This window comes from Falsiroseomonas sp. HW251 (assembly GCF_050563545.1).
In the GTDB taxonomy this organism is placed as follows: domain Bacteria; phylum Pseudomonadota; class Alphaproteobacteria; order Acetobacterales; family Acetobacteraceae; genus Falsiroseomonas.
Genome location: NZ_JBNXUM010000001.1, coordinates 201252 through 221798, shown reverse-complemented (window position 1 = coordinate 221798; position 20547 = coordinate 201252). Strand labels below are relative to the sequence as shown.

Annotated in this window: 22 protein-coding genes; 17 read left to right on the top strand and 5 right to left on the bottom strand. The window is 71.2% G+C overall.

What is annotated here, in order from left to right; translation table 11 throughout:
- Position 1: 1 nt before the first annotated feature.
- The gene (locus tag ACLF3M_RS01120) at positions 2-862 is read left to right on the top strand and encodes an HpcH/HpaI aldolase/citrate lyase family protein (protein WP_430654992.1); all 861 of its coding nucleotides are present in this window, start codon (positions 2-4) and stop codon (positions 860-862) included.
- Positions 863-865: 3 nt separating this feature from the next.
- On the opposite strand, the gene ACLF3M_RS01115 is transcribed toward ACLF3M_RS01120, so the two are convergent.
- Together ACLF3M_RS01115 and ACLF3M_RS01110 are read right to left on the bottom strand one after the other, a co-directional pair.
- On the bottom strand, positions 866-1180 hold the full coding sequence (locus ACLF3M_RS01115; protein ID WP_430654991.1) for a DUF4387 domain-containing protein: 315 nt from the start codon (positions 1178-1180) through the stop codon (positions 866-868).
- Positions 1181-1184: 4 nt separating this feature from the next.
- Positions 1185-2540, bottom strand: a complete 1356-nt coding sequence (locus ACLF3M_RS01110; RefSeq protein WP_430654990.1) for an acyclic terpene utilization AtuA family protein — start codon at positions 2538-2540, stop codon at positions 1185-1187.
- Positions 2541-2652: 112 nt separating this feature from the next.
- Here ACLF3M_RS01110 and ACLF3M_RS01105 point away from each other — a divergent pair, with 112 nt between their 5' ends.
- From ACLF3M_RS01105 to ACLF3M_RS01075, 7 genes are all read left to right on the top strand, one after another.
- Positions 2653-4194, top strand: coding sequence for an ABC transporter substrate-binding protein (locus tag ACLF3M_RS01105; protein WP_430654989.1), 1542 nt, complete (start codon positions 2653-2655; stop codon positions 4192-4194).
- Between the two features lie 7 nt (positions 4195-4201).
- Complete coding sequence (locus ACLF3M_RS01100) at positions 4202-5209, top strand: ABC transporter permease (protein ID WP_430654988.1); 1008 nt, start codon at positions 4202-4204, stop codon at positions 5207-5209.
- The gene (locus tag ACLF3M_RS01095; protein WP_430654987.1) at positions 5206-6081 is read left to right on the top strand and encodes an ABC transporter permease; all 876 of its coding nucleotides are present in this window, start codon (positions 5206-5208) and stop codon (positions 6079-6081) included. The genes ACLF3M_RS01100 and ACLF3M_RS01095 overlap by 4 nt, the downstream gene beginning before the upstream one ends.
- Positions 6078-7052 (top strand): ABC transporter ATP-binding protein, encoded by a 975-nt coding sequence (locus ACLF3M_RS01090; protein ID WP_430654986.1) that lies wholly within the window; start codon positions 6078-6080, stop codon positions 7050-7052. The genes ACLF3M_RS01095 and ACLF3M_RS01090 overlap by 4 nt, the downstream gene beginning before the upstream one ends.
- Positions 7049-8026, top strand: coding sequence for an ABC transporter ATP-binding protein (locus tag ACLF3M_RS01085; protein WP_430654985.1), 978 nt, complete (start codon positions 7049-7051; stop codon positions 8024-8026). The genes ACLF3M_RS01090 and ACLF3M_RS01085 overlap by 4 nt, the downstream gene beginning before the upstream one ends.
- Positions 8023-9099 carry a C45 family autoproteolytic acyltransferase/hydolase gene (locus ACLF3M_RS01080; protein ID WP_430654984.1) on the top strand — a complete coding sequence of 359 codons (1077 nt, stop codon included), beginning with the start codon at positions 8023-8025 and terminating at the stop codon, positions 9097-9099. The genes ACLF3M_RS01085 and ACLF3M_RS01080 overlap by 4 nt, the downstream gene beginning before the upstream one ends.
- Before the next feature lie 93 nt (positions 9100-9192).
- Positions 9193-9546 (top strand): hypothetical protein, encoded by a 354-nt coding sequence (locus tag ACLF3M_RS01075; RefSeq protein ID WP_430654983.1) that lies wholly within the window; start codon positions 9193-9195, stop codon positions 9544-9546.
- Here the strand turns inward: ACLF3M_RS01075 and ACLF3M_RS01070 are convergent.
- On the bottom strand, positions 9543-10340 hold the full coding sequence (locus ACLF3M_RS01070) for an enoyl-CoA hydratase/isomerase family protein (RefSeq protein ID WP_430654982.1): 798 nt from the start codon (positions 10338-10340) through the stop codon (positions 9543-9545). The genes ACLF3M_RS01075 and ACLF3M_RS01070 overlap by 4 nt on opposite strands.
- Entirely contained in the window at positions 10333-11259 is a 927-nt protein-coding gene (locus tag ACLF3M_RS01065; protein WP_430654981.1) for a hydroxymethylglutaryl-CoA lyase, read from the bottom strand. The genes ACLF3M_RS01070 and ACLF3M_RS01065 overlap by 8 nt, the downstream gene beginning before the upstream one ends.
- 74 nt (positions 11260-11333) lie before the next feature.
- Here ACLF3M_RS01065 and ACLF3M_RS01060 point away from each other — a divergent pair, with 74 nt between their 5' ends.
- From ACLF3M_RS01060 to ACLF3M_RS01020, 9 genes are read left to right on the top strand one after another with little or no spacing between them, the layout of a single operon-like run.
- On the top strand, positions 11334-12050 hold the full coding sequence (locus ACLF3M_RS01060; RefSeq protein ID WP_430654980.1) for a protocatechuate 3,4-dioxygenase subunit beta: 717 nt from the start codon (positions 11334-11336) through the stop codon (positions 12048-12050).
- A complete protein-coding gene (gene pcaG / locus ACLF3M_RS01055; RefSeq protein WP_430654979.1) occupies positions 12050-12628 on the top strand; it encodes a protocatechuate 3,4-dioxygenase subunit alpha in 579 nt (192 codons plus the stop codon). Before ACLF3M_RS01060 ends, pcaG begins: the two co-directional genes overlap by 1 nt.
- A gap of 2 nt (positions 12629-12630) precedes the next feature.
- On the top strand, positions 12631-13092 hold the full coding sequence (locus ACLF3M_RS01050; RefSeq protein ID WP_430654978.1) for a MarR family winged helix-turn-helix transcriptional regulator: 462 nt from the start codon (positions 12631-12633) through the stop codon (positions 13090-13092).
- Positions 13089-14033, top strand: a complete 945-nt coding sequence (locus tag ACLF3M_RS01045; protein WP_430654977.1) for an NAD(P)H-dependent flavin oxidoreductase — start codon at positions 13089-13091, stop codon at positions 14031-14033. Before ACLF3M_RS01050 ends, ACLF3M_RS01045 begins: the two co-directional genes overlap by 4 nt.
- Positions 14030-15226: a CaiB/BaiF CoA transferase family protein gene (locus ACLF3M_RS01040; protein WP_430654976.1), complete on the top strand. Its 1197-nt coding sequence runs from the start codon at positions 14030-14032 to the stop codon at positions 15224-15226. Before ACLF3M_RS01045 ends, ACLF3M_RS01040 begins: the two co-directional genes overlap by 4 nt.
- Positions 15223-15969 (top strand): enoyl-CoA hydratase/isomerase family protein, encoded by a 747-nt coding sequence (locus ACLF3M_RS01035; RefSeq protein ID WP_430654975.1) that lies wholly within the window; start codon positions 15223-15225, stop codon positions 15967-15969. The genes ACLF3M_RS01040 and ACLF3M_RS01035 overlap by 4 nt, the downstream gene beginning before the upstream one ends.
- Positions 15969-17573 (top strand): AMP-binding protein, encoded by a 1605-nt coding sequence (locus tag ACLF3M_RS01030; RefSeq protein WP_430654974.1) that lies wholly within the window; start codon positions 15969-15971, stop codon positions 17571-17573. The genes ACLF3M_RS01035 and ACLF3M_RS01030 overlap by 1 nt, the downstream gene beginning before the upstream one ends.
- Positions 17570-18697 (top strand): ATP-grasp domain-containing protein, encoded by a 1128-nt coding sequence (locus ACLF3M_RS01025; protein WP_430654973.1) that lies wholly within the window; start codon positions 17570-17572, stop codon positions 18695-18697. The genes ACLF3M_RS01030 and ACLF3M_RS01025 overlap by 4 nt, the downstream gene beginning before the upstream one ends.
- A complete protein-coding gene (locus tag ACLF3M_RS01020; RefSeq protein WP_430654972.1) occupies positions 18694-19563 on the top strand; it encodes a succinate--CoA ligase subunit alpha in 870 nt (289 codons plus the stop codon). The genes ACLF3M_RS01025 and ACLF3M_RS01020 overlap by 4 nt, the downstream gene beginning before the upstream one ends.
- On the opposite strand, the gene ACLF3M_RS01015 is transcribed toward ACLF3M_RS01020, so the two are convergent.
- Complete coding sequence (locus ACLF3M_RS01015) at positions 19550-20509, bottom strand: Bug family tripartite tricarboxylate transporter substrate binding protein (protein ID WP_430654971.1); 960 nt, start codon at positions 20507-20509, stop codon at positions 19550-19552. The two genes, ACLF3M_RS01020 and ACLF3M_RS01015, sit on opposite strands and share 14 nt — an antisense overlap.
- Positions 20510-20547: the final 38 nt, after the last annotated feature.

Here is a 20547-nt window from a genome sequence, read left to right as displayed (position 1 = left end):
CATGACCGCGCTGCGCTGGCGTTCGCTGCTCTTCGTGCCGTCCCATGTCGAGCGCTTCGTCGCGCGCGCGCATGAACGCGGCGCCGACGGCATCATCCTCGACCTCGAGGACGCGGTGCCGGCGGCGGAGAAGGCGGGCGCGCGCGAGCGCCTGGCGGCGTCCGTCGCCTCGGTTGGGCGCAACGGCGTCGCGGCAATGGTGCGCGCCAACCACGGCCTGCGCGACCTCGCGCGCGACCTGGAGGCCGCGGTCGTGCCGGGCCTGGCCGCGATCGTGCTGCCGAAGGTCGAGGATGCGGGCTTCGTGCGGGAGGTCGCGGACGCGATCGACGGGTTGGAGGCCGAGCGCGGCATCGCGCCGGGGACCGTTCGCCTGGTGCTGCAGGTCGAGACGCCGGCCGCGATGTTCGCGCTGCCCGCCATCGCCGGCGCCCATCCCCGCGTCGCTGCGATGACGCTGGGGCCGGAGGACTACGTCGCCGCCCTCGGCGCCGTGTCCGAGCCCGAGGTGCTGTTCCAGCCGAGCTACGCCGTGCTGCTGGCCGCGCGCGCGGCGGGGATCCTGCCGCTGGGGTTCGTCGGGAGTCTCGCCAACACCACGGATCTCGCCGCGCTGTCGGCACAGGCGCAGCAGGCGCGGCGGCTCGGCTTCCGCGGCGCGATGATCGTGCATCCCGCGCAGGTCGCTATCCTGAACGAGGCCTTCACCCCCACCGCCGACGAGATCGCCTGGGCAAAGCGCGTGGTCGAGGCGGGTGCGAAGGCGCGCGCCGAGGGCCGCGGCGCCTTCATGGTGGACGGCCGCATGGCCGATCCGCCGGTGGTCCGCCGCGCGGAGGACATCCTCGCGCGCGCGGGCTGACCTTCAGTCCGGGACCTGCAGGTCCATCAGCGGCCCGTAGAACTGGCAGCCCAGTATGTCCCAGTCGCCGGGGCTGCCGGAGGGCTTCTCCCGGTAGATCGTGAACTTGATGGCGTTCGCGATGTCGAAGGTCACGAAGTCTGAGATGCGGCTTTCCGGGATGCCGTAGAGCGTCGCGACGGTGCTTCGCGTCACCGCGCCGCTGTCGCGCACGCGTTCGTAGCTGCCGCGGTCGGGGAAGATGATGTCGAAGGTGACCTGGTTCACCCCGGCGTTCTTGCTGCGGATGGTCGTGGCGACGTCGTAGAGCGTCGGCATCCCCTCACACTCCTGCTTCGGTTATGTGCACGGGAAAGAGCTCCATCGGGTCGTCCACCGGCATGAGGTGGTTGACGTTCCAGACATAGCCGGGAGAGGAGCGCATCGTCTCCTTCGTCGTTGCCGCCAGGCCGCTCGATCCCTTCGAACCCGGCACGCGGGCGAGGAAGAACATCCGCGTCGCGAAATCCGTCAGCTTCTGCGCGAGAGCATCGGTCTGCGCCAGGCCTTCGACCACGATGCAGAGCTCGTGGGGGTGCGCTGATTTCACCGGCTCCATCCCCTTCAGCACGCCGTTGCGGCCGAAGACATGGTAATGGATCTCGTACTCCTCGTTCCCGAAGCGCTTCGCGACCGACCCGCGCGACCATTCGATCGCGGCGTCCACGTTGCGGATGATGTGGGGGTCGCGGATTGCGACAATCCCCATGTACCGCTCTCCGACCTTGCGCGCGCCTTCCAGCTTGACCTGCAGCGTTTCCGCCGGGATCCATCGCGCGCCGGTGATGCGGGTGGAGCGCCCGTCCACCTCGCGGTAGTCGCAGCCACTCATGTCCAGCACGCCGCCCAGCGCGTGCTCGCGAAAGGGCGTCTCGCGTTCGTACATGGAATGGCCGGCGGCGGAGGCCACCGTCACGCGCTGGCCGGGATGGAACGGCGTGATGGTGATGTCGTTCCGCGTGATCGTGCCCACCACCGTCTCCTTGCCCATGAAGGGTTCGGCGACGAGGGAGGCGCATTCGATCATCTTGCCCATGTGATAGGCGAGCGACTCAGGAAAACCCGCGCGGATGCAGGGCGCGGCGGTGAAGGCGACGTCGCCGCAGCGCCCGCCGACGATGACGTCCGCGCCCATGTCGAGCAGCTTCATGAAGGGATGCACGCCGGCCACCGCGACCACCCGCGTCGCGCGGTCCACTTCCTCCGCTGTCAGGTCGAGGAAGCCGCCGAGGCCGGCCAGGCGCCCGGCGGCGAGCTTCGCCTTGACCTGCTCCGCCGGCACTTCCGAATAGAAATAGCCGAGCCGGAACTTCGGGATGCCGTGCTGCTGCGCGATCTCCCGCAGCATGCGCACGGTGACGTCCACGCCGTGGTTGCTGCCAGCGTCACCGGCCGAGCCGATGATCAGAGGGATGCCCCGCTTGCGGGATTCCACCAGGAACAGCTCGAGCTCGTCGCGGATGAAGTGGCCGAGCGTGATGTTGGCGCCGAGATAGACGGGCCCGGGATCCGAGCTGCCGCCGTCGGCCACCAGGTAGTCCGGCCTGGTCTCGATCGCCGCCATGAAGCTTTCCAGCCCCGACGGCGCGGTGCCGAGATGCCCGGTCGAGATCATGATCCGCATCTGGTCACGCGACATGACCTGGGCCCCTCCGTCCGCGGGAAAGGCTAGGCCTGGCATTGCCTCTGGTCAAACGCGCGGCGCAGCCCGTAACCTCGCCGCAAGCCCGCCGGAAGAAGGAGACGAAGGGATGCGCACCTTGCCTGCTATCGCCGGCTTCACACTGGCGGCGCTGCTGCTTATCCCCGCTGCCCAGGCGCAGCCCCGCCCGACGGAACTGCGCGTCGGCGTGGTGTCGGATGTACTGACGCTCGATCCCCACAACTACCGCGAACGCGTGACGCAGACCGTGCTCGGCAACCTCTATGACGGGCTGTTCCTGAAGCTCGGAGACAACAGCAACAACGCGCTGATCAGTGAGCTGCGCCAGCTGGACGGCCGCACCTTCGAGGCGACGATCCGCCAAGGCGTGCGCTTCCACGACGGCACGCCGATGACGGTGGAGGACATCAAGTTCTCCTTCGACCGCATCCTGCAGCCCGGCATGATCGGCGGGCAATCGAGCCCACGCCGCAGCCTTCTCGCGCCGCTGTCGTCGGTGGAGGTCGTGGGACCTGACCGCATACGGCTGAACCTGTCGGGCCCCTGGCCCGTGATGACGAGCATGATGTCCACGGAATCCGTGGTCAGCCGCGCCTTCGCCGAGGCCCAGGGGCCGGCCGGCATGGCCACGCGCGTCAACGGCACCGGCCCTTTCCGCCTGGTGGCCTGGAACCGCGGCGACAGCGTGGTGATGGAGCGCTTCCCCGACTATTACGGCGGTCCGGCCGAGCTGCCGCCCGCCGGCCCTGCGCGGGTGGACCGCGTGACCTTCCGCGTGATCCCGGAGACGACCACGCGCGTCGCGGCGCTGCTGGCCGGGGAGATCGACATCGCGACCGACGTGCCGGTGCACATGCGCGCGCAGATCCAGCGCAACGCGCGCACGCGCGTCGCCGCGGTGAACGGCACGCGCAGCTTCTTCATCGCGCTGAACAACACGAAGCCGCCCTTCAACGACCTCCGTGTCCGCCAGGCCGCGAACCACGCGGTCAACCGCCAGCTCATCATCGACCGCGTGATGGCGGGCACCGCGACCGCGATCAACGGCGTGCTGAGCCCCGAATCCTACGGCTTCAACCCCGACCTGCCGGCCTATGGCTTCGACCAGGCGCGCGCGCGGCGGCTGCTGGCGGAGGCGGGGCACCCCAACGGCTTCGACGTCACCATGGACACGATCGGCGCCCAGCGCGACATCGCGGAGGCGCTGGCCCAGATGCTGACCGAGGTCGGCATCCGCACCCGCGTGCAGGTCTGGGAAGGCGCGGTGCTGACGCCGCTCTGGCAGAACCCCGACCGCAAGGAACGCGACATGCTGCTGGGCTCCTGGGGCAGCGGCGCGCTGGAGCCGACGGGCATCTTCACGCCGACCCTGATGACGCGCGGCCGCGGCAACTCCTCGGGCTATTCGAACGCCGAGGTCGACCGCATGCTGACCGCAGCCGAGACCGAGTTCGACGATGCACGGCGCGTGCAGCTCTACCGCGACGCCCAGGCCATCGTGAACCGGGAGGCGCCCTGGGTCTTCCTGTGGGTGCCGCAGGACATCTATGGCGTCAGCCGCGCTGTGCAGAACTGGGAACCGCAGCCCAGCGCGATGATCTACCTGCACCGGGCGACGGTGTCGCGCTGACGCCGGCATGACGCCGCGCAGCTTCATCGAGCGGCTGCTGCAGCTGATCCCAGTGCTGCTCGGCGCGGCGCTGGTCGTGTTCCTGATGACCACGCTGACGCCGGGCGACCCCGTGGAGATCATGCTCGGCAACGAACCCCACACAGCGGAGCAGGAGGCGCGGCTGCGTGCCGACATGGGGGTCGACCTGCCGCTGCACACGCGCTTCCTGCATTTCCTGGGCAATGCCGTGACCGGCGATTTCGGGCTGAGCTTCTTCCATCGCCGTCCCGTCGCGGACGTGCTGCTGGAACGCCTGCCCGCCACGATCGAACTGACCCTGGCCGCGATACTGGTGGGGCTGGCCATCGCGATCCCCTGCGGCGTGATCGCGGCGCTGCGGCGGGGCAGATTGCTCGACCGGATCGTGACCATCGTCTCCGTCGCCGGCGTGGCGCTGCCGAGCTTCTGGCTCGGCCTGCTGCTGATCATGTGGGTGTCGGTGGAATGGGGCGCGCTGCCGGTGTCGGGACGCATCTCCTCGGGCTTCGAGATCCCGGCCGTCACCGGCTTCCTGCTGCTGGACACGCTGCTTGCGCGCGATCCCGCAGCCTTCCTGGATGCCTGCGCGCACCTCGTGCTGCCGGCGGTCACGCTCGGCACCGGGCTCGCGGCGCTGCTGATGCGGGTGACGCGGAGCTCGATGATCGAGGTTCTCGGCCAGGACTACGTTGCCTTCGCGCATGCGAAGGGCCTTTCGCCGCGCCGCGTGCTGGTGCGCCATGCGCTCCGCAACGCGCTGGTGCCGATCGTGACGGTGACGGCAATCGACATCGGCAGCCTGCTGGCGGGCAGCGTCGTGGTCGAATCCGTCTTCGCGTGGCCCGGCATAGCCCGCGTGCTGGTGGAAGGCGTCTTCGCGCGGAACTACCCGCTGGTGCAGGCCGGCGTGCTGCTGTTCGCCGTGATCTACATCCTCGTGAACTTCGTCGCCGACATCCTCTATACCGTGCTCAATCCGCGGATCCGGCTGTGAGCGCCGCGGCATCGGACAGCATCCTCGGCCGCAACCTCCGGCGCTTCCGTCGCGACCGGGCGTCGCTGGCCTGGGGCGTGGTCTTCGCACTGTTCCTGCTGGCCGCGATCTTCGCGCCGCTGCTGGCGCCGCACGACCCCGCGGCGGGATCGCTGCTGCGGCGCCTGCAGCCGCCGGGCTGGATGGAGGATGGCGAGTGGGCCTATCCGCTGGGCTGCGACGCGCTGGGGCGCGACATCCTGTCGCGGCTGCTCCATGGGGCGCGGGTCTCGATCTCGATCGGTGTCGTGGTCGCGCTGGTCGCTTCGTGCTTCGGGACGACGCTGGGGCTGCTGGCTGGCCTCGCGGGCGGGGTGGTGGATGCCGTGATCTCCCGAATCGTGGACGTGCTGTTCGCCTTCCCGCTGCTGATCTTCGCGATCGGGCTGATGGGCATGATGGGGCCGGGCCTGCTCAACATCATCCTGGCGCTGGTGCTGAAGGACTGGGTCATCACCTGCCGCCTGGTGCGCGGACAGACGCTGGACGTGCGGGACAAGGAATACGTGGAAGCCGCGGTCGCCGTCGGTGCGTCGCGCTGGCACGTCATGACGCGGGAGATCCTGCCCAACATCCTCTCGCCGGTCATCGTGGTCGCCACGATCCGCATGGCGACGATCATCATGACGGAGGCCTCGCTGTCCTTCCTCGGCATCGGCGTGCAGCCGCCGACGCCGGCCTGGGGGTCGATGATCGCGGACGGGCGCGGCTTCATGATGGATGCCTGGTGGGTCAGCACCTTTCCCGGTCTCGCGATCTTCCTGCTGGTGCTGTCGGTGAACCTCACGAGCCAGGGACTGCGCGACGCCTTCGACCCGAGGCTGGCGCGATGACCCCGCTGCTGGCGATCCGTGGCCTTCGAACGGAATTCCCGACCGATGACGGGCTGGTCGTCGCGGTGGAGGACGTGGACCTCGACGTGTTCCCGGGCGAGTGCCTGGGCGTCGTCGGCGAGTCCGGCTCCGGCAAATCCGTCACCTTTCTCAGCGTGCTCGGCCTGGTGCGCGCGCCGGGGCGCGTGGCGGGTGGCAGCGTGGTCTTCCAGGGCCATGAGCTGCGCGCGCTGTCGCCGGACGCGATGCGCGCGCTGCGCGGCAAGGCGATCGCGCTGACTTTCCAGGACGCGCAGACCGCGTTGAACCCCGCGCTCCGCGTCGAGGAGCAGATAACGGAAGTCCTGCTGGCGCATGCCGAGGGCCCACGGGCCGGCCGTGCCGCGCTGCGCGACCGCGCGCTTGACCTGCTGCGCCTGGTCGGCATCCCCGCGCCGGAGACGCGGATCGCGGACTACCCCCACCAGTTCTCCGGCGGCATGCGCCAGCGCATCATGATCGCGATCGCGCTGGCCTGCCGACCGCGCCTGCTGATCGCGGACGAGCCGACCAGTGCGCTTGACGTCACGATCCAGGCGCAAGTGCTGGACCTGCTGGACGAGATCCGGCGGGACCTCGGCACGGCCGTCGTCCTGATCACGCATGACCTCGGCGTCGTGGCCGAACGCTGCGACCGCGTCGCCGTGATGTATGCCGGCCAGGTCGTCGAGACCGGCCCGACGGAGCAGGTGATCGCGGCGCCGCGCCATCCCTACACTGCGGGGCTGCTCGCCTCCGCGCCCTGGCTCGATGCGCTGGAGGAGAATTGGCGACCGATGCCAGGCGTGGTGCCGAGCCTGATCGCGCCACCCGCGGGCTGCCGCTTCGCCGCGCGCTGCCCGAGGCGCGAAGAGGCCTGCGCCGCGCCGATCGCGCTTGCGCAGGACGGGCCGCGCGCGTTCCGCTGCATCCGCCCGCTGGACGTGCCATGACCGCGCTGCTGGCGGTCGAGGATCTCCGCAAGCACTACGACACCAGGCGCGGGCTGCAGGCGCTGTACCGCAAGCCGGATGGCGCGATGGTGCGCGCGCTGGACGGCGTGAGCTTCACGCTCGATCGCGGCCGCACCCTCGGCATCATCGGCGAGAGCGGCTGCGGCAAGTCCACCCTCGGCCGCGCGTTGCTGCGGCTGCAGGAGCCGACCTCCGGCCGCGTGGTGTTCGACGGGACGGATGTGCTGGCCCTGCCATCGGCCGAGATGACGCGGTTGCGCCGGCGGATGCAGATCGTCTTCCAGGATCCCTATGCCTCGCTCAATCCGCGCCGCACCGTGGCGCAGACCGTCGGGCTGCCGCTGGCGCTGCACGATGCCTGCCCGCCGGCCGAGCGGCGCGACCGGATCGCGGGAATGCTCCGGCGCGTCGGCCTCGCGCCGGAGCACGCGCTTCGCTACCCCCACCAGTTCTCCGGCGGCCAGCGCCAGCGCATCGCGATCGCGCGCGCGCTGATCTCGCATCCCGACCTCGTGGTCTGCGACGAGCCGGTCTCCGCGCTCGACGTCTCCGTGCAGGCACAGATCCTGGCGCTGCTGAAGGCGCTGCAGGACGAGCTCGGCCTGGCCTATGTGTTCGTCTCGCATAACCTCGCGGTGGTCGGGATGCTGAGCGACGAGATCGCGGTGATGTATCTCGGCACCATCGTGGAGATCGGGCCGGGCCGGCCGCTGCTGCGCCGGCCCCTGCATCCCTACACCACGGCGCTGCTGTCGGCGTTGCCGCAGCGCAGCCGTGCGGCGCGCCGGTCGCGCATCCCGCTGCAGGGCGACCCGCCCTCGCCGCTCGCGCCGCCGCCGGGCTGCCGCTTCCACACGCGCTGCCCCCTGGCGATCCCGCGCTGCCGGGAGGAGGTGCCGGCGCTGCGACCCGCCGAGGATGGCCGTCGCGTCGCGTGCCACCTCGTCGCATGATCGTGCAGCCCGCCACGCCGCTCGTCGTCCACGGCGACGCACGCAGCCGCGGCCTCGCCTTCGCGTGGGCGGGCGAGGCGCATCGCGGTGCCGTACAGGCGCGCGTGCATTCGGTCATGAAGCTGCTCGCTCGAACCGGCTCGGCCGAGTGGGTCGCCGCGCAGCGCCAAGCCCAGCGCGACCTGCTACCGGAGATCGCGGCCTTCGTGGATGGCATGGCCGATGGCTACGGCGTGCCCTCCGACGCGCTCTTCGCCGCGCATCTCCGCTACGCCATCGAGGATCGCCACGACGCGCCGCCGATCCCTGATGACGGCTGTTCCGTCTTCGCGGTGACGCGTGCCGACGGCACGACGCTGCTTGCCAAGAACCGCGACAACCCCGTCGGCCTGCGCAGCTTGCAGACGCTGCTGCGGCAATCCGATCCGGCGTGGGACGGGCGCCAGATCCTCTGCGTCGGCAGCTTCGGCAGCATGCCCTCGGCATCCAGCGGCATGAACACCGATGGCCTTTGCGTGGCGGACACGGCGGTGCGGACCGACGATCTCGGCATCGGCGTGCTGCGCTATGACCTCATGGAGGCGCTGCTGATCCGCTGCGGCGATGTCGCGCAGGCACTCGCGATGATCACGCGATTGCCCCATGTCGGCGGCGGCAACCTTTTGCTGTCCGACGCCGGCGGCACGATCGCCGCCGTGGAGATCGGACATCGCCGCGTCGCGGTCACGCGGCCGGACGGCCCGCGCTCGATGACGCGCACCAACCACGTGCTGGACGAAACGCTCTCGGCATCGCTGAGGGAGCGGCCCGGCTGCGCAGCGCGCGTTCATTCCGAAAGCCGGCTGGCACGCCTTCGTCAGCGCATTGCCGATGCATCGGACTGGGACATCGCGGATTGCGCCGCGCTGCTCTCGGAGCATGCGGAACAGGCTGGCGGCGCGCCGATCTGCCGGCATGATGCCGATACCGCCACCATGTCCGGCGCGATCTACGATCCGGGCACGCGCATGCTGCTCCTCTCCGTCGCGCAGCCCTGCCTGGGGCCTTGGCGGCGCGCGAGCCTGGCGGCATGACCATCCCGCCGGCCATCATCCCGGCCAGCGGACCTTGACGGGGGCGGATCACTGGCCTTCTACGCCGCACAACAGCGTGAAGGACGATCCGACATGAGCCCCGCCTGGGCAATCGCGGCGACGGTCGCGACCATCGCGCTCGGCGTGCTGGTCGGTGCGATGTACCTGCAGCGCGCTCGGCGGCATCGCTGGACGAAGCTGCACCTCTATGTCGCGCTCTCGGCCGTCGCACTGGTGACGGCCGTGCTGGCGACCGGCACGTCGCGCGGTGGCGGGCCGCCGTCCGTCCTGCCGCTGCTGATGCTCGCGGCAGCGGTTGCGATCGGCTATGCGGCGCCGCGCATCCCTGGCATCCGGCGCCGCGGCGTGGATGCGGCGCTCGCCGTCCACATCGTCGTCGGCATCGCCGGGTTCTTCGTTCTGCTGGCCTGGGCGAAGACCCTCTAGCTTGCCCAGGGCGCCGGGCGCTTCGCCTTGAAGGCCGCGATGCCCTCCGCGGCCTCGGAGCTCGCCGCGCCACGCGCGAAGGCCTGTGCGGCCGCATCGCCATAGTCATCCGGCGCCACCGGTCCGAGCGCGCCGATCAGCGCCTTCGTCTCCGCCAGCGCCCTAGGCCCGCCCTGCATGACGTCGCGCAGCACCGCGGCGACGCCGGCCTGCAACGCCGCCGCATCGGCGAAGACCTCGTGGACCAGGCCGACGCGCAGCGCCTCCGCGGCACCGATGACGTTGCCCTGCAGCACGAGGCGCGTCGCGGCGCTGCGGCCCATGCGGCGCGCCAGCCAGGGCAGGATCTGCGCCGGCACCAGGCCGCGCCGCACTTCCGGCGCCGAGAACCGCGCCTCGGCACTCGCCAGCGCGATGTCGGCGGCGCAGACGAAGCCAAGTCCGCCGGCGAATGCGCTGCCCTCGACCGCCGCGATCACGACCTGCGGCAGGGCGGCAATCGCGGCGAAGCGCGCACCGGTCCGGCGGTTGCGCTCGAGCTGCTGCGCCAGCTTGGCCTCCGGCGTCGCGGCAGGCTCGGCGACCTCGGTCAGGTCGAGGCCCGCGCAGAAATGCCCGGCCGCGCCCGACAACACCAGCACGCGCGCCGTCGTGTCCTTGGCGAGCCCGGCGACGAGCTCGTCGATCCGCGCCACCATCGCCGTGCTCATTGCATTGCGGCGGGCCGGGCGGTTCAGCACGGCGTGCACCACCGCGCCCTCGCGCCGGACCAGCAGGGGGCTCTCGTCAGACATGGGCGGCGTCCTTGATGCGGATCGACTTGGAATGGAGGGTGCGGCCGAGCATCGCCTCCGCCGCGAGGCCGGCTTCGCGAAGGCGGGCCATGTCGAGCCCCGTGGCGACGCCCATTGCCTCGAACAGCGTCGCCAGGTCCTCCGTGCAGACGTTGCCGGTGAAGCCCTCGCCATAGGCGATGCCCGCGGGATGCCCGCCGGTGCCGCCGAGGGCGGTGTCGAAATGCGTCAGGCCCGCTTCCAGCGCCGCGACGCAGTTCGCGATGCCCGTTCCGCGGCTGTCGTGGAAATGGGCGATGAAGGTGGCCTCGGGCAGCGCGTCCCGGAGCCGCCACACCAGCGCCTTCACCCGCGGCGGCGTCGCGCTACCGATGGTGTCACCGATCGCGATGCGCGTCACGCCGAGCGACGCGAAGCGCCGCGCATCCGCCAGGACCGTGTCGGCCGGCGTCGGGCCGTCGAACGGGCAGTCGAAGGCGACGGAGATCGTGCCGACCAGCGTGAAGGCATCGCCGGCCAGGCGCGCCATCTCCTCGACATTCGCCCACTGCTCCTCGCGCGAGCGGCGAAGGTTCCTGCGCGTGTGGCCCTCGGACGCCGAGACGAGGAAGCTCAGCTCCTCAGGCCCGCGCCCGCGTTCCTGCGCGGCGCGCGCACGCGCCACGGCCTGCGGGTTGGGACAGGTCGCCTTGAACAGCACCCCGGCGCGCGGCCTCACCGCGTCCAGCACCGCATCGGCATCGGCGAATTGCGGGACGTATTTCGGATGCGCGAAGGACGTGATCTCGATCCGGCGGAAGCCGCAATCGGCGATGCGGTCCAGCATCGCGGCCTTCGCCTCGGCGGGGATCACATCGACTTCGTGCTGCAGCCCATCCCGGGCGAAGCACTCGCAGAACGTCACGTCGGGCGGTGGCATGCGTGGCCTTGCTGCGGATTGGTTGATGAAGTAAACCATTGGGCAGGAGCTGGTCAACCCGCGGGAGCCTGAGCATGCCTGACCAAAGCCCGCCGGGGCGCTTCGACCCGCTCGATCCGGCGTGGCAGCCCCGCGTGCCGATCGAAGGCTATCCCAATACCTGGCGGCGCAACCCGCGCGGCGCGCTGTTCCGGCGACCGCTGACGCGCAGCGAGCTGACGGGGCCGACGGACCTCTCGCCGCGGCTGCGGCCAGGCGACAATGATCTCGCCCGGCTGAAGCCCGGCCGCGTGGCGCTGGGGCAGCTGATCCGCGTCGAAGGCCGCGTCCTGGATGAGGGCGGGCGCCCCGTGCGTGGCGCGATCGTGGAGCTCTGGCAGGCGAATGCGGCCGGCCGCTATTTCCACCCGATCGACCAGCGCGACGCGCCGCTCGATCCCGATTTCGTCGGCAACGGGCGCACGCTCACCGACGGCGACGGGCGCTACGCCTTCTTCACCATCAAGCCCGGTGCCTATCCCGTTCCGGATTCCGGGCGTTGGTGGCGGCCGCCGCACATCCACATGTCGGTGCTCGGGCCGTCCAGCCTGTCGCGCCTGGTGACGCAGATGTACTTTCCCGGCGATCCGCTGAACGCGCATGACCGGCTGCTGAACTCGATCGGCGACGCGCGGGCGCGGGAGGGCCTCGTCTCGCGCCAGCTGCACCCCGCCGATATCCCGGGCGAATGGCTGGGCTTCGTGCACGACCTCGTGCTGCGCGGAAGACACGCAACGCCGGAGCTCGATTGATGCGTGCGATCCCGACGCCGTGGCACACCATCGGCCCCTTCTTCCCCCGCACCTTCTTCCACGACGGCGACAACGACCTGAACCGCGGCGCCGCGCGCGGCCAGCGCATCGTCCTGCGCGGCCGCGTGCTGGAGGAAGGCGGCGCGCCCTGCGTCAACGCCGTGCTCGAGGCCTGGCAGGCCGATGCCGAAGGCCGCTTCGCCCATCCGCTTGACCCGGAGGGGCGCGACGCCGATCCCGGCTTCCTGGGCTGGGGGCGCGCCTGGACCGACGAGGACGGCCGCTTCGAGTTCCGCACCATCCGCCCGGGCGGCTATGACGACCCCGCCGGCCGCCGCGCGCCGCATGTGAACATCATGGTCATCGGCTCCGGCATCATGGGGCGGCTGCAGACCACGCTGTTCTTCCCGGACGAGCCTGCCAACCTCGCCGATCCCGTGCTGCTGTCGCTGCCCGCGCCGCTTCGGCCGCGCCTCATTGCCGCGCCGGACAGCGAGGAGAAGGGCGTGCCCGCCTTCCGCCTGGATCTGCTGCTGCACGACGCCGCGGGCGGCGAGACGCCCTTCTTCGAGGACTGAGCATGTCGGAGAGGACGATCCGCGACCTGCTGTCCTATCGCATCCACCGCCTGGCCAATGCGCTGTCGCGCGGCGCAGCCACGCGCTACCGCCGCGACTTTGACGTCAGCCTGATGGAATGGCGCATCATCGCGCTGCTCGGCAGCTTCGCGCCGATGACGCTGAAGCAGCTCGCGAAGGAGAGCGGGCTCGACAAGTCGCTGGCGAGCCGCGCCGTGGCGGGGCTGGTGGAACGTCGCCTGGTGCTGCGCGAGACCGGGCGCGACGATGGCCGCGAGATCGCGCTGCGCCTGACGCCGGCTGGCCGGCGCGTGCACCACGGGCTGATGCGCGCCGCGACGGAACGCGACGACGCCTTCCGCGCCTGCCTGACGGAGCAGGAACGCGCCGTGCTGACCGGCGCCATCGCGCGGCTGGAAGCCGAGGCGCGGCGCCAGGCCGCGCTGGTCGGGGAGGACGCATGACCTTCCGCTCCCGCCTGCCCGCGCTGCTCGGCATTGCGCATCCCATCCTGCAGGGCGGCATGAGCTGGGCGTCGTCCTGCGCGGCGCTGCCGCTCGCGGTTTCGCGCGCGGGCGCGCTCGGCGTCATCGCGGCGGGGCCGATGCGGCCGGACGACCTCGTCGCGGCGATCCGCGCGGTGCGCGCGGGAACGGACAATCCCTTCGCAGTGAATGTGCCGCTCTACAACAAGCGGTCTGCGGAGTTCCTCGACATCGCGGAGGCGGAGCGCGTGCCGGTGCTGATCGCCTCGCAGGGCGGGCCGAAGGCGCTGCCACGTTTCCGCGCAATCGGGACGAAGTGGCTGCATGTGGTGGCATCGCCCCTGCATGCCGCAAAGGCGGAAGCGGCGGGCGTGGACGCGGTGATCGCGGTGGGCGGCGAGGCCGGCGGCCATCCCGCGCCGGACGAGGTCTCGGCGATGGTGCTGGTCCGCGCGGTGGTGAAGGCGGTCTCGATCCCCGTCATCGGCGCTGGCGGCGTGGCGGATGGCGCGGGGATCGCCGCGATGTTCGCGCTGGGGGCGGAGGGCGCGCAGCTCGGCACGCGCTTCCTGATGACGCGGGAGGCGACCGTGCACGCGGCCTACAAGGACCGCGTGCGTGCGGCGGGGATCGGCGACACCACGCTAGTCGGCCGCGGCGGGCTGCCGATCCGGCAGTTGCGCAACGCCTTCAGCGCGCAGGTGGACGCGTCGGAGCGCGCGGGCATGCCGGCTGCGGAGCTCGACGCGCTGATCAAGTCACGCTCGCTGAAGGACGCCGCGCTGGATGGCGACGTGGACTGGGGCAAGGTGGAGGCCGGACAGAGCGCGGGGCTGATCGACGACCTGCCAGGCGCGGAGGAGCTGGTGCATCGCCTGGTTGCCGAAACCGAGGCAGCGCGGATGAGGCTCGTCGCATGAAGCCGCTGGAGGGCGTCACGATCCTCGACCTGTCACGCGTGCTGGCATGCCCCTTCGCCTCGATGATCCTGGCCGAGCTCGGCGCCGAGGTCATCAAGGTCGAGCAGCCCGGCAGCGGCGACGAGACCCGCACCTTCGAACCCTTCGCCTCCGGTCCGGGCGGCGAGGTCAGCGGCTACTACATGGCCTGCAACCGGTCGAAGCGCAGCATCACGGTCAACATGCGGCACGACGAGGGGCGGGAGATCATCCGCGGCCTGGCTGCGCAGGCCGATGTGCTGGTGGAGAACTTCCCGGTCGGCACGCTAAGGCGGCGCGGGCTGGACTGGGTATCCCTGAAGCCGGTCAACCCGCGCCTCGTCTATCTCTCCTGCACGGGCTTCGGGCAGACCGGCCCCTATGCCAGGCGAAAGGGCTACGACACGGTCTTCCAGGCCATGGGCGGGCTGATGGGCCTGACGGGCGAGCGCGGCGGCGGGCCGGTGAAGCCCGGCTTGCCAGTGGCGGACCTGACCTCCGGCCTCTGGGTCGCGATCGCGATCCTTTCGGCCCTACGGGGGCGGGACGCGACGGGGCAGGGCGGCTTCGTCGATTTCTCGATGCTGGACGGCCAGGTGTCGCTGCTGACCATCGCCGCCGCGCGTTTCTTCGCGCTGGCCGAAGTGCCACCACGCCTCGGCACGGAACATCCGGGCCGCGTGCCGACCGCGAGCTTTCGGTGCCGGGACGGCCGGTTCCTGCACATCACCTGCAGCGACCAGCACTGGCTGCCGCTCTGCCGCGCGCTGAATCTGGAGGCGCTGGCCGGGGATGCGGGCCTCGCGACCAATGCCGGCCGCCTGGCGCGGCGCGAGGAGGTGATGGCGGCGCTGACATCGGCAATGGCGGCGCTGACGCGCGCCGAGGCAGTCGCGCTGTTGGACGCGGCGGATGTGCCCAACGGCCCGGTGCTGGCGCTGGACGAGGTGCTGGCCGACGAGCACGTCAACGCGCGCGGCATGGTCGCGCGCTTCGATCATCCGGCATTGGGCGGCTTCCCGGCGCTGCCCGTGCCGCTCAAGTTCGATGGCTGGGACCAGCCCGAGGTCGGCCGCCCGCCACTGCTCGGGGAGCACACGGACGAGATCCTGGCGCAGAGGCTTGGCTACGATGCGGTGCGCATTGCGGCACTCAGGGAGGCAGGCGCGATATGAGCGACGAAGCGGCGGCGGTCTACGCGCTGGGCGAGGACGGTGTCGCAACGCTGACGCTGAACCGGCCGGAGGCGCGCAACGCTCTGAACACCGCGCTGTGCGAGGCGCTACTGGCCGCTACGCGGCGCACCGTGGCGGATGGCGCAAAGCTGCTGGTGCTGCGCGCCAAGGGCCCGGTCTTCTGCGCCGGCGCGGACCTCAAGGAACGCAAGGGCATGTCCGACGACGCCGTCCGGGCGCGCCGCGTGAAGGCCTTTGCGGCCTACGACGCGATCGAGCGCCTGCCGATGCCCGTCATCGCCGCCGTCGAAGGCCCTGCCGTGGGTTCGGGCGCCGAGATCGCCGCCGCCTGCGACTTCGTCGTCGCGACGCCCGCGGCCAGCTTCAGGACGCCGGAAGCGCTGTGGGGCACGGTCGGCGCGACACAGCGACTGGCGCGCGTGATCGGCAAGCGCCTGGCGAAGGACATGATGTTCACGGGCCGGGCACTGGCTGCTGAGGAAGCGCGTGAGGCAGGCCTCGTCTCCCGCGTCGTCGCGCCGGACGCGCTGGAAGCGACGATCGCCGAGATCGCCGCCACCATCGCCAAGGCGCCAGCCACGGCGCTGGCGCTGGCCAAGCGCTGCATCGACGAGGGGCTGGAACGCGATCCCCGCGGCGCGCTGGCGACGGAACTGCTCGCGATCGAGGAGAGCCTGGCCGCGGCGGAATGGCGGACATCCATGGCGGGGTTCGGCTCCTGATGGACCTTTCGCGCATCTGCCCGGTCACGACGCAGGACGCGCTGGACCGCGCCGTCGCGATCGCGCCGGATGTCGAGGCGATCGTCGCGCCGGCCGGCCGCGTCACCTTCGGCGCGCTGGCCGAGGAGGTCGCGCGCATCCGCGCCGGCCTCGTCGCGGCGGGCGTGAAGCGCGGCGATCATGTCGGGCTCTGCATGGGCAACGGGCCGCGCTTCGTCGCGACTTTCCTGGCGATCGGCTCGCTCGGTGCGGTGACCGTGCCCGTCAACACGCGCTTCAAGGGGGAGGAGATGGCCTATGCCATCCGCCAGTCCCGCGTGTCGCTGTTGATCCTGGCGGCGTCCGTGCTGAAGGTCGACTTCGTCGCCATGCTGCGCGGGATCTGTCCTGGTGTGGACGCCGCGCTGCCCGATCCCGCCTTCCCCGACCTGAAGCGCGTCGTCGTCGCCGACGGCGAGGCGCCGCGTGCGGCTATCGGGTGGGAGGCGTTCATGGCCGCCGGCACGATGCGGCCGGCGGTCTGCACGCCGGATGACATCCTGCTGATCCAGTACACCTCCGGCACCACCTCCTTCCCCAAGGGCGTGCTGCTCACCCATCGCAGCATGTGCGCGAACGGCTTCTTCTCCGGCGGCCGGATGGGGCTGCGCGTCGCCGACCGCTTCCATTCCGCCCGGCCCTTCTTCCATGTCGCCGGCACGACGCTGTCCATCCTGTCCTGCATCCAGCACGTGACGACGCTGGTCACCATGGACCGCTTCGAAGCCGGCGAGGCGCTGCGCCTGATGGAGGAGGAGCGCTGCACGCATTTCTCCGGCAACGACACCATGGCGCTGATGCTGCTCAACCATCCCGACCGCGCGCATCGCAAGCTGGCGCTGCGCGGCGCCTGGGCCGCGGCCTCGGCCAGCATTGTCCGACGCATCGTGGATGAGCTTGGCGCGCGGGAATGCGTGGTGGGCTATGGCCTGTCGGAAGCCTCGCCCAACGTCTCGCAATCCGCGTGGTGGGAGCCGGAGGAGGTGCGGGTTTCTGCGCGCATGCGCCCGCAGCCCGGTATCGAGCTGCGGATCCGCGACCTCGGGACCGGCGCGGACTGCCCGCCGGGCGCGGCCGGCGAGATCATGGTGCGCGGCTGGTCCGTGATGCAGGGCTATTTCGACAGGCCGAAGGAGACCGCGGAGGCGCTGGGCGCCGATGGCTGGCTGGCGACCGGCGACCTCGGAAGGATGGACGAGGATGGGCGGCTTGAGTTCGCGGGCCGTGCGAAGGAGATCGTGCGTGTCGGCGGCGAGAACGTCGCGCCCGCGGAGATCGAGGACATCCTTCACCGCCACCCCGCCATCAAGCAGGCCGTCATCGTCGGCGTGCCGGATCCGCGGCTGATGGAAGTGCCCTGCGCCTTCGTCGTGCTGAACGAGGGCGCCGCCGCGACCGAGGACGAGCTGATCGGCTGGGCGAAGCAGCACATGGCCGGGTTCAAGGTGCCGCGCTACGTCCGCCTCGTGGCCGGGTTCGACGACATCGGCATGACCGCGAGCTCCAAGATCCAGAAGAAGCAGCTCGCCGCCCATGCCGTGAAGATCCTGGGCCTGGCGCCGTGAGGCTGACGGAGGCCGACGGGAAGACGCTGCTGCGCCGCCATGGCATCGCCGTGCCGCCGGGCGTCGTGCTGAACGCCGGCGATCCCACGCCGGATCCCGGTGGGCGGGTCGTGGTCAAGGCGCAGGTGCTGGAAGGCGGCCGCGGCAAGCGTGGCTTGGTGCGCGTGGTGGACGGCGCCGCATTGGCCGATGCGCGCGCCGCTATCGCCGCCATCGCGGGCGACGCGCCCGTGCTGGTCGAGGAAGCCGTCGCGATCGAGCGGGAGCTGTATCTCGCATTGCGTGTCGACGGCACCAGGCAGACCCAAGAACTGCTCTTCTCCGCCGAGGGTGGCGTCGAGATCGAGACCGCTGGCCGCCTGCGCCGCGTCGCCGTGCATGTGGATGCGCCGGACTCGGCGGAAACGATCCACGCCGTTCTCCGCAACGACATCCCGCCGCAACTGGCGGCCCGCGTCGCGCGGCTCGGCGCACGGCTGGCGCGCATCGCGCGGGATGAGGATCTTTCGCTGCTCGAGATCAACCCGCTCGCCGTGACGAAGGCGGGCCTGCTGGCCTGCGACGCGAAGCTCATCCGCGACGACGTCGCGGGCCATCGCCACGACGCGGACGCCATCATGGCCAGCGCCGCGCTGGAGGATGCCGCGCTGACGCCGCTGGAACGCCGCGCGCGCCGCGACGGCTTCGCGCTGGTGGAGATGCCGGGCGACATCGCGCTGGTCTCGGCCGGCGCGGGTCTCGGCATGCTCATGATGGACCTGCTGGCCGATCACGGCCTGCGCGCGGCCTGCTTCATGGACAACCTCCATGGCGGCCCGGCCGACACGACGGAGGCGCGCCTGACCGCCGCCTTCGAGATCGCGACGCGGCCCGAGGTGAAGGGCATCCTGTTCTACACGACACTTGCCTCGCGACCGCTGTCCGACCGCATTGACGGGCTGCTCGCCTTCCTCGCGAAGCAGCCTGCGCCGAAGCCGCTCTTCGTCGGCTTCGCAGCCGCGCCATCGGCCACGCGAGGCTTCGACGTCGAGGCCGCGACGGCGCGGCTGCGTGCGGCCGGCATCGCGGCGCTGCATGACGACCCGCTGACGCTGGTGCGCGCGGCGGCGGGGGCGCTGGCATGAGCTTCCCCGTCCTCTCCGCCTTTCCCCGCCGCGTCGTCGTGTTCAATGCGACCGGTACCTATGCCGCGCGCCAGATCGCGGCAATGCGTGAGGCTGGCACCGGCTTCATCGGTGGCATCGCGCTCGGCCGCGGCGGCGGCACGTTGGACGGGCTGCCGATCTTCGACCGTCTGTCGGACATCGCCGAGCAGCCCGACGCGGCTATCCTCTACACGCCGCCCGACGGCACGCTCGACGCGATCCGGCTCTGCGCCGCGGCGCGTATCCCGGCCATCGTCGCGGCGGCGGAATACGTGCCGCTGCATGATTCGCTGCGCGCCGCGCAGGAAGCCCGCGCGGCGGGATCCTGGCTGGTCGGGCCGAATACGCTCGGCCTCTGCATGCCGGGGGAGGGGCTGCTCGGCTCTGTCTCCCCGGCCTTCTGTGCCCCGGGCCCGGTCGCGCTGATCGGGCGCAGCGGGACGCTGACGCTCGCGACCGCGCGGCTGCTGACGCGCGCGGGCCTCGGCCAGCGCATCGCGATCCATATCGGCGGCGACGCCGTCATCGGGCGCAACCCGCACGATTACCTGGACGCGCTGGCGCAGGACGAACGCACGAAGGCCGTGCTCTATTGCGGCGAGATCGGCGGCGACAAGGAATACGCGCTGGCCGAGGCGCTGCCGCGCTTTCCGAAGCCCGTCGTGGCCACGCTGGTCGGCCGCCATGCGCCGGCCGATCGCCAGATGGGCCATGCCGGCGCGCTGATCGGCAGCGACCGCGAGAGCGCGGCGGCCAAGCTCGCCGCGCTGCGCGAGGCCGGTGCGCACACCGCGGCGACGCCCTATGACGCGATCGAGATACTGAAGCGCGTCATTCCAGGCTGATCCCCGCGGTCCTCACCAGCTCCTTCCACTGCGGCACCTCACGCGCGACGCGCGCAGCCAGCGGGCCGGGCCCGTCCAGCAGAAGCTCCGTGCCCGACGCGGTCATCTGCTCCGCCAGGCGCGATCCCGTGCGCTGCGTCGTGAGCTCGCGGGCGAGCAGGTCCACGACCTCCGGTGGGGTGCCGCGCGGGCCGAACATCGCGTACCAGATCGAGATCTCGTAGCCCGGCACCTGCTCCGCGATCGCCGGCACCTCCGGCAGGACCGGGCTGCGTCGCGGCGACGTGACGCCGATTGCGCGCAGGCGGCCTTCGCGCACATGCCGCTGCGTCTCGATGAGGCCGGTGACCAGCAGGTCGGTGTCGCCGGCATAGAGCGCGTTCACCGCCTGGCCCGCACCGCGATAGGGCACGTGGAGGATGTCTATGCCGGCCCTGACCTTCAGCAGCTCGCCGCCGAGATGCGTCGTCGAACCCGCGCCGGAGGAGCCGTAGGAGAACCTGCCGGGGTTCGCGCGCGCCTGCGCCAGGAAGTCCGTGAGGTCCCTCACCGGCCAATCCGCCCGCGCGACGAAGGCCATGGGCGCGTCGGTGATCTGGGAGATCGGCACGAGGTCGCGGAAGGGATCGTAGCCGGGATCGCGCATCAGCGCGGGCAGGATCACGACGGAGGACGTGGTGAAGAGGAAGGTGTGCCCGTCATTGGACTGCACGACGTTCTGGATGCCGAGCGCGCCGCCCGCGCCGGGCCGCGTCTCCACCAGCACGGGCTGGCCGAGCGTCTGCGACAGGCGATCCGCCAGGAAGCGCCCGGGCACCTCCACCGGGCCGCCGGGGGCGAAGGGGATGATGAAGCGGATCGGGCGCGTCGGCCAGGACTGGGCGCGCGCCACGCCTGGCAGGGCCAGCGCAGCGGCGACCAGCAGACCGCGACGATGGATGAGCATGGCGTCCTCCCGCTACGGCGGGAAGGTCGCAGGGGCGG

Bases quoted from the DNA above. Each gene is read 5' to 3' on its own strand.
- ACLF3M_RS01030 (WP_430654974.1), top strand. From the start codon at position 15,969: ATGGACCTTTCGCGCATCTGCCCGGTCACGACGCAGGACGCGCTGGAC.
- pcaG (WP_430654979.1), top strand. From the start codon at position 12,050: ATGCGTGCGATCCCGACGCCGTGGCACACCATCGGCCCCTTCTTCCCC.
- ACLF3M_RS01045 (WP_430654977.1), top strand. From the start codon at position 13,089: ATGACCTTCCGCTCCCGCCTGCCCGCGCTGCTCGGCATTGCGCATCCC.
- ACLF3M_RS01020 (WP_430654972.1), top strand. From the start codon at position 18,694: ATGAGCTTCCCCGTCCTCTCCGCCTTTCCCCGCCGCGTCGTCGTGTTC.
- ACLF3M_RS01090 (WP_430654986.1), top strand. From the start codon at position 6,078: ATGACCCCGCTGCTGGCGATCCGTGGCCTTCGAACGGAATTCCCGACC.
- ACLF3M_RS01075 (WP_430654983.1), top strand. From the start codon at position 9,193: ATGAGCCCCGCCTGGGCAATCGCGGCGACGGTCGCGACCATCGCGCTC.
- ACLF3M_RS01060 (WP_430654980.1), top strand. From the start codon at position 11,334: ATGCCTGACCAAAGCCCGCCGGGGCGCTTCGACCCGCTCGATCCGGCG.
- ACLF3M_RS01120 (WP_430654992.1), top strand. From the start codon at position 2: ATGACCGCGCTGCGCTGGCGTTCGCTGCTCTTCGTGCCGTCCCATGTC.
- ACLF3M_RS01105 (WP_430654989.1), top strand. From the start codon at position 2,653: ATGCGCACCTTGCCTGCTATCGCCGGCTTCACACTGGCGGCGCTGCTG.
- ACLF3M_RS01085 (WP_430654985.1), top strand. From the start codon at position 7,049: ATGACCGCGCTGCTGGCGGTCGAGGATCTCCGCAAGCACTACGACACC.
- ACLF3M_RS01035 (WP_430654975.1), top strand. From the start codon at position 15,223: ATGAGCGACGAAGCGGCGGCGGTCTACGCGCTGGGCGAGGACGGTGTC.
- ACLF3M_RS01050 (WP_430654978.1), top strand. From the start codon at position 12,631: ATGTCGGAGAGGACGATCCGCGACCTGCTGTCCTATCGCATCCACCGC.
- ACLF3M_RS01110 (WP_430654990.1), bottom strand. From the start codon at position 2,540: ATGTCGCGTGACCAGATGCGGATCATGATCTCGACCGGGCATCTCGGC.
- ACLF3M_RS01100 (WP_430654988.1), top strand. From the start codon at position 4,202: ATGACGCCGCGCAGCTTCATCGAGCGGCTGCTGCAGCTGATCCCAGTG.
- ACLF3M_RS01115 (WP_430654991.1), bottom strand. From the start codon at position 1,180: ATGCCGACGCTCTACGACGTCGCCACGACCATCCGCAGCAAGAACGCC.
- ACLF3M_RS01065 (WP_430654981.1), bottom strand. From the start codon at position 11,259: ATGCCACCGCCCGACGTGACGTTCTGCGAGTGCTTCGCCCGGGATGGG.
- ACLF3M_RS01040 (WP_430654976.1), top strand. From the start codon at position 14,030: ATGAAGCCGCTGGAGGGCGTCACGATCCTCGACCTGTCACGCGTGCTG.
- ACLF3M_RS01080 (WP_430654984.1), top strand. From the start codon at position 8,023: ATGATCGTGCAGCCCGCCACGCCGCTCGTCGTCCACGGCGACGCACGC.
- ACLF3M_RS01070 (WP_430654982.1), bottom strand. From the start codon at position 10,340: ATGTCTGACGAGAGCCCCCTGCTGGTCCGGCGCGAGGGCGCGGTGGTG.
- ACLF3M_RS01015 (WP_430654971.1), bottom strand. From the start codon at position 20,509: ATGCTCATCCATCGTCGCGGTCTGCTGGTCGCCGCTGCGCTGGCCCTG.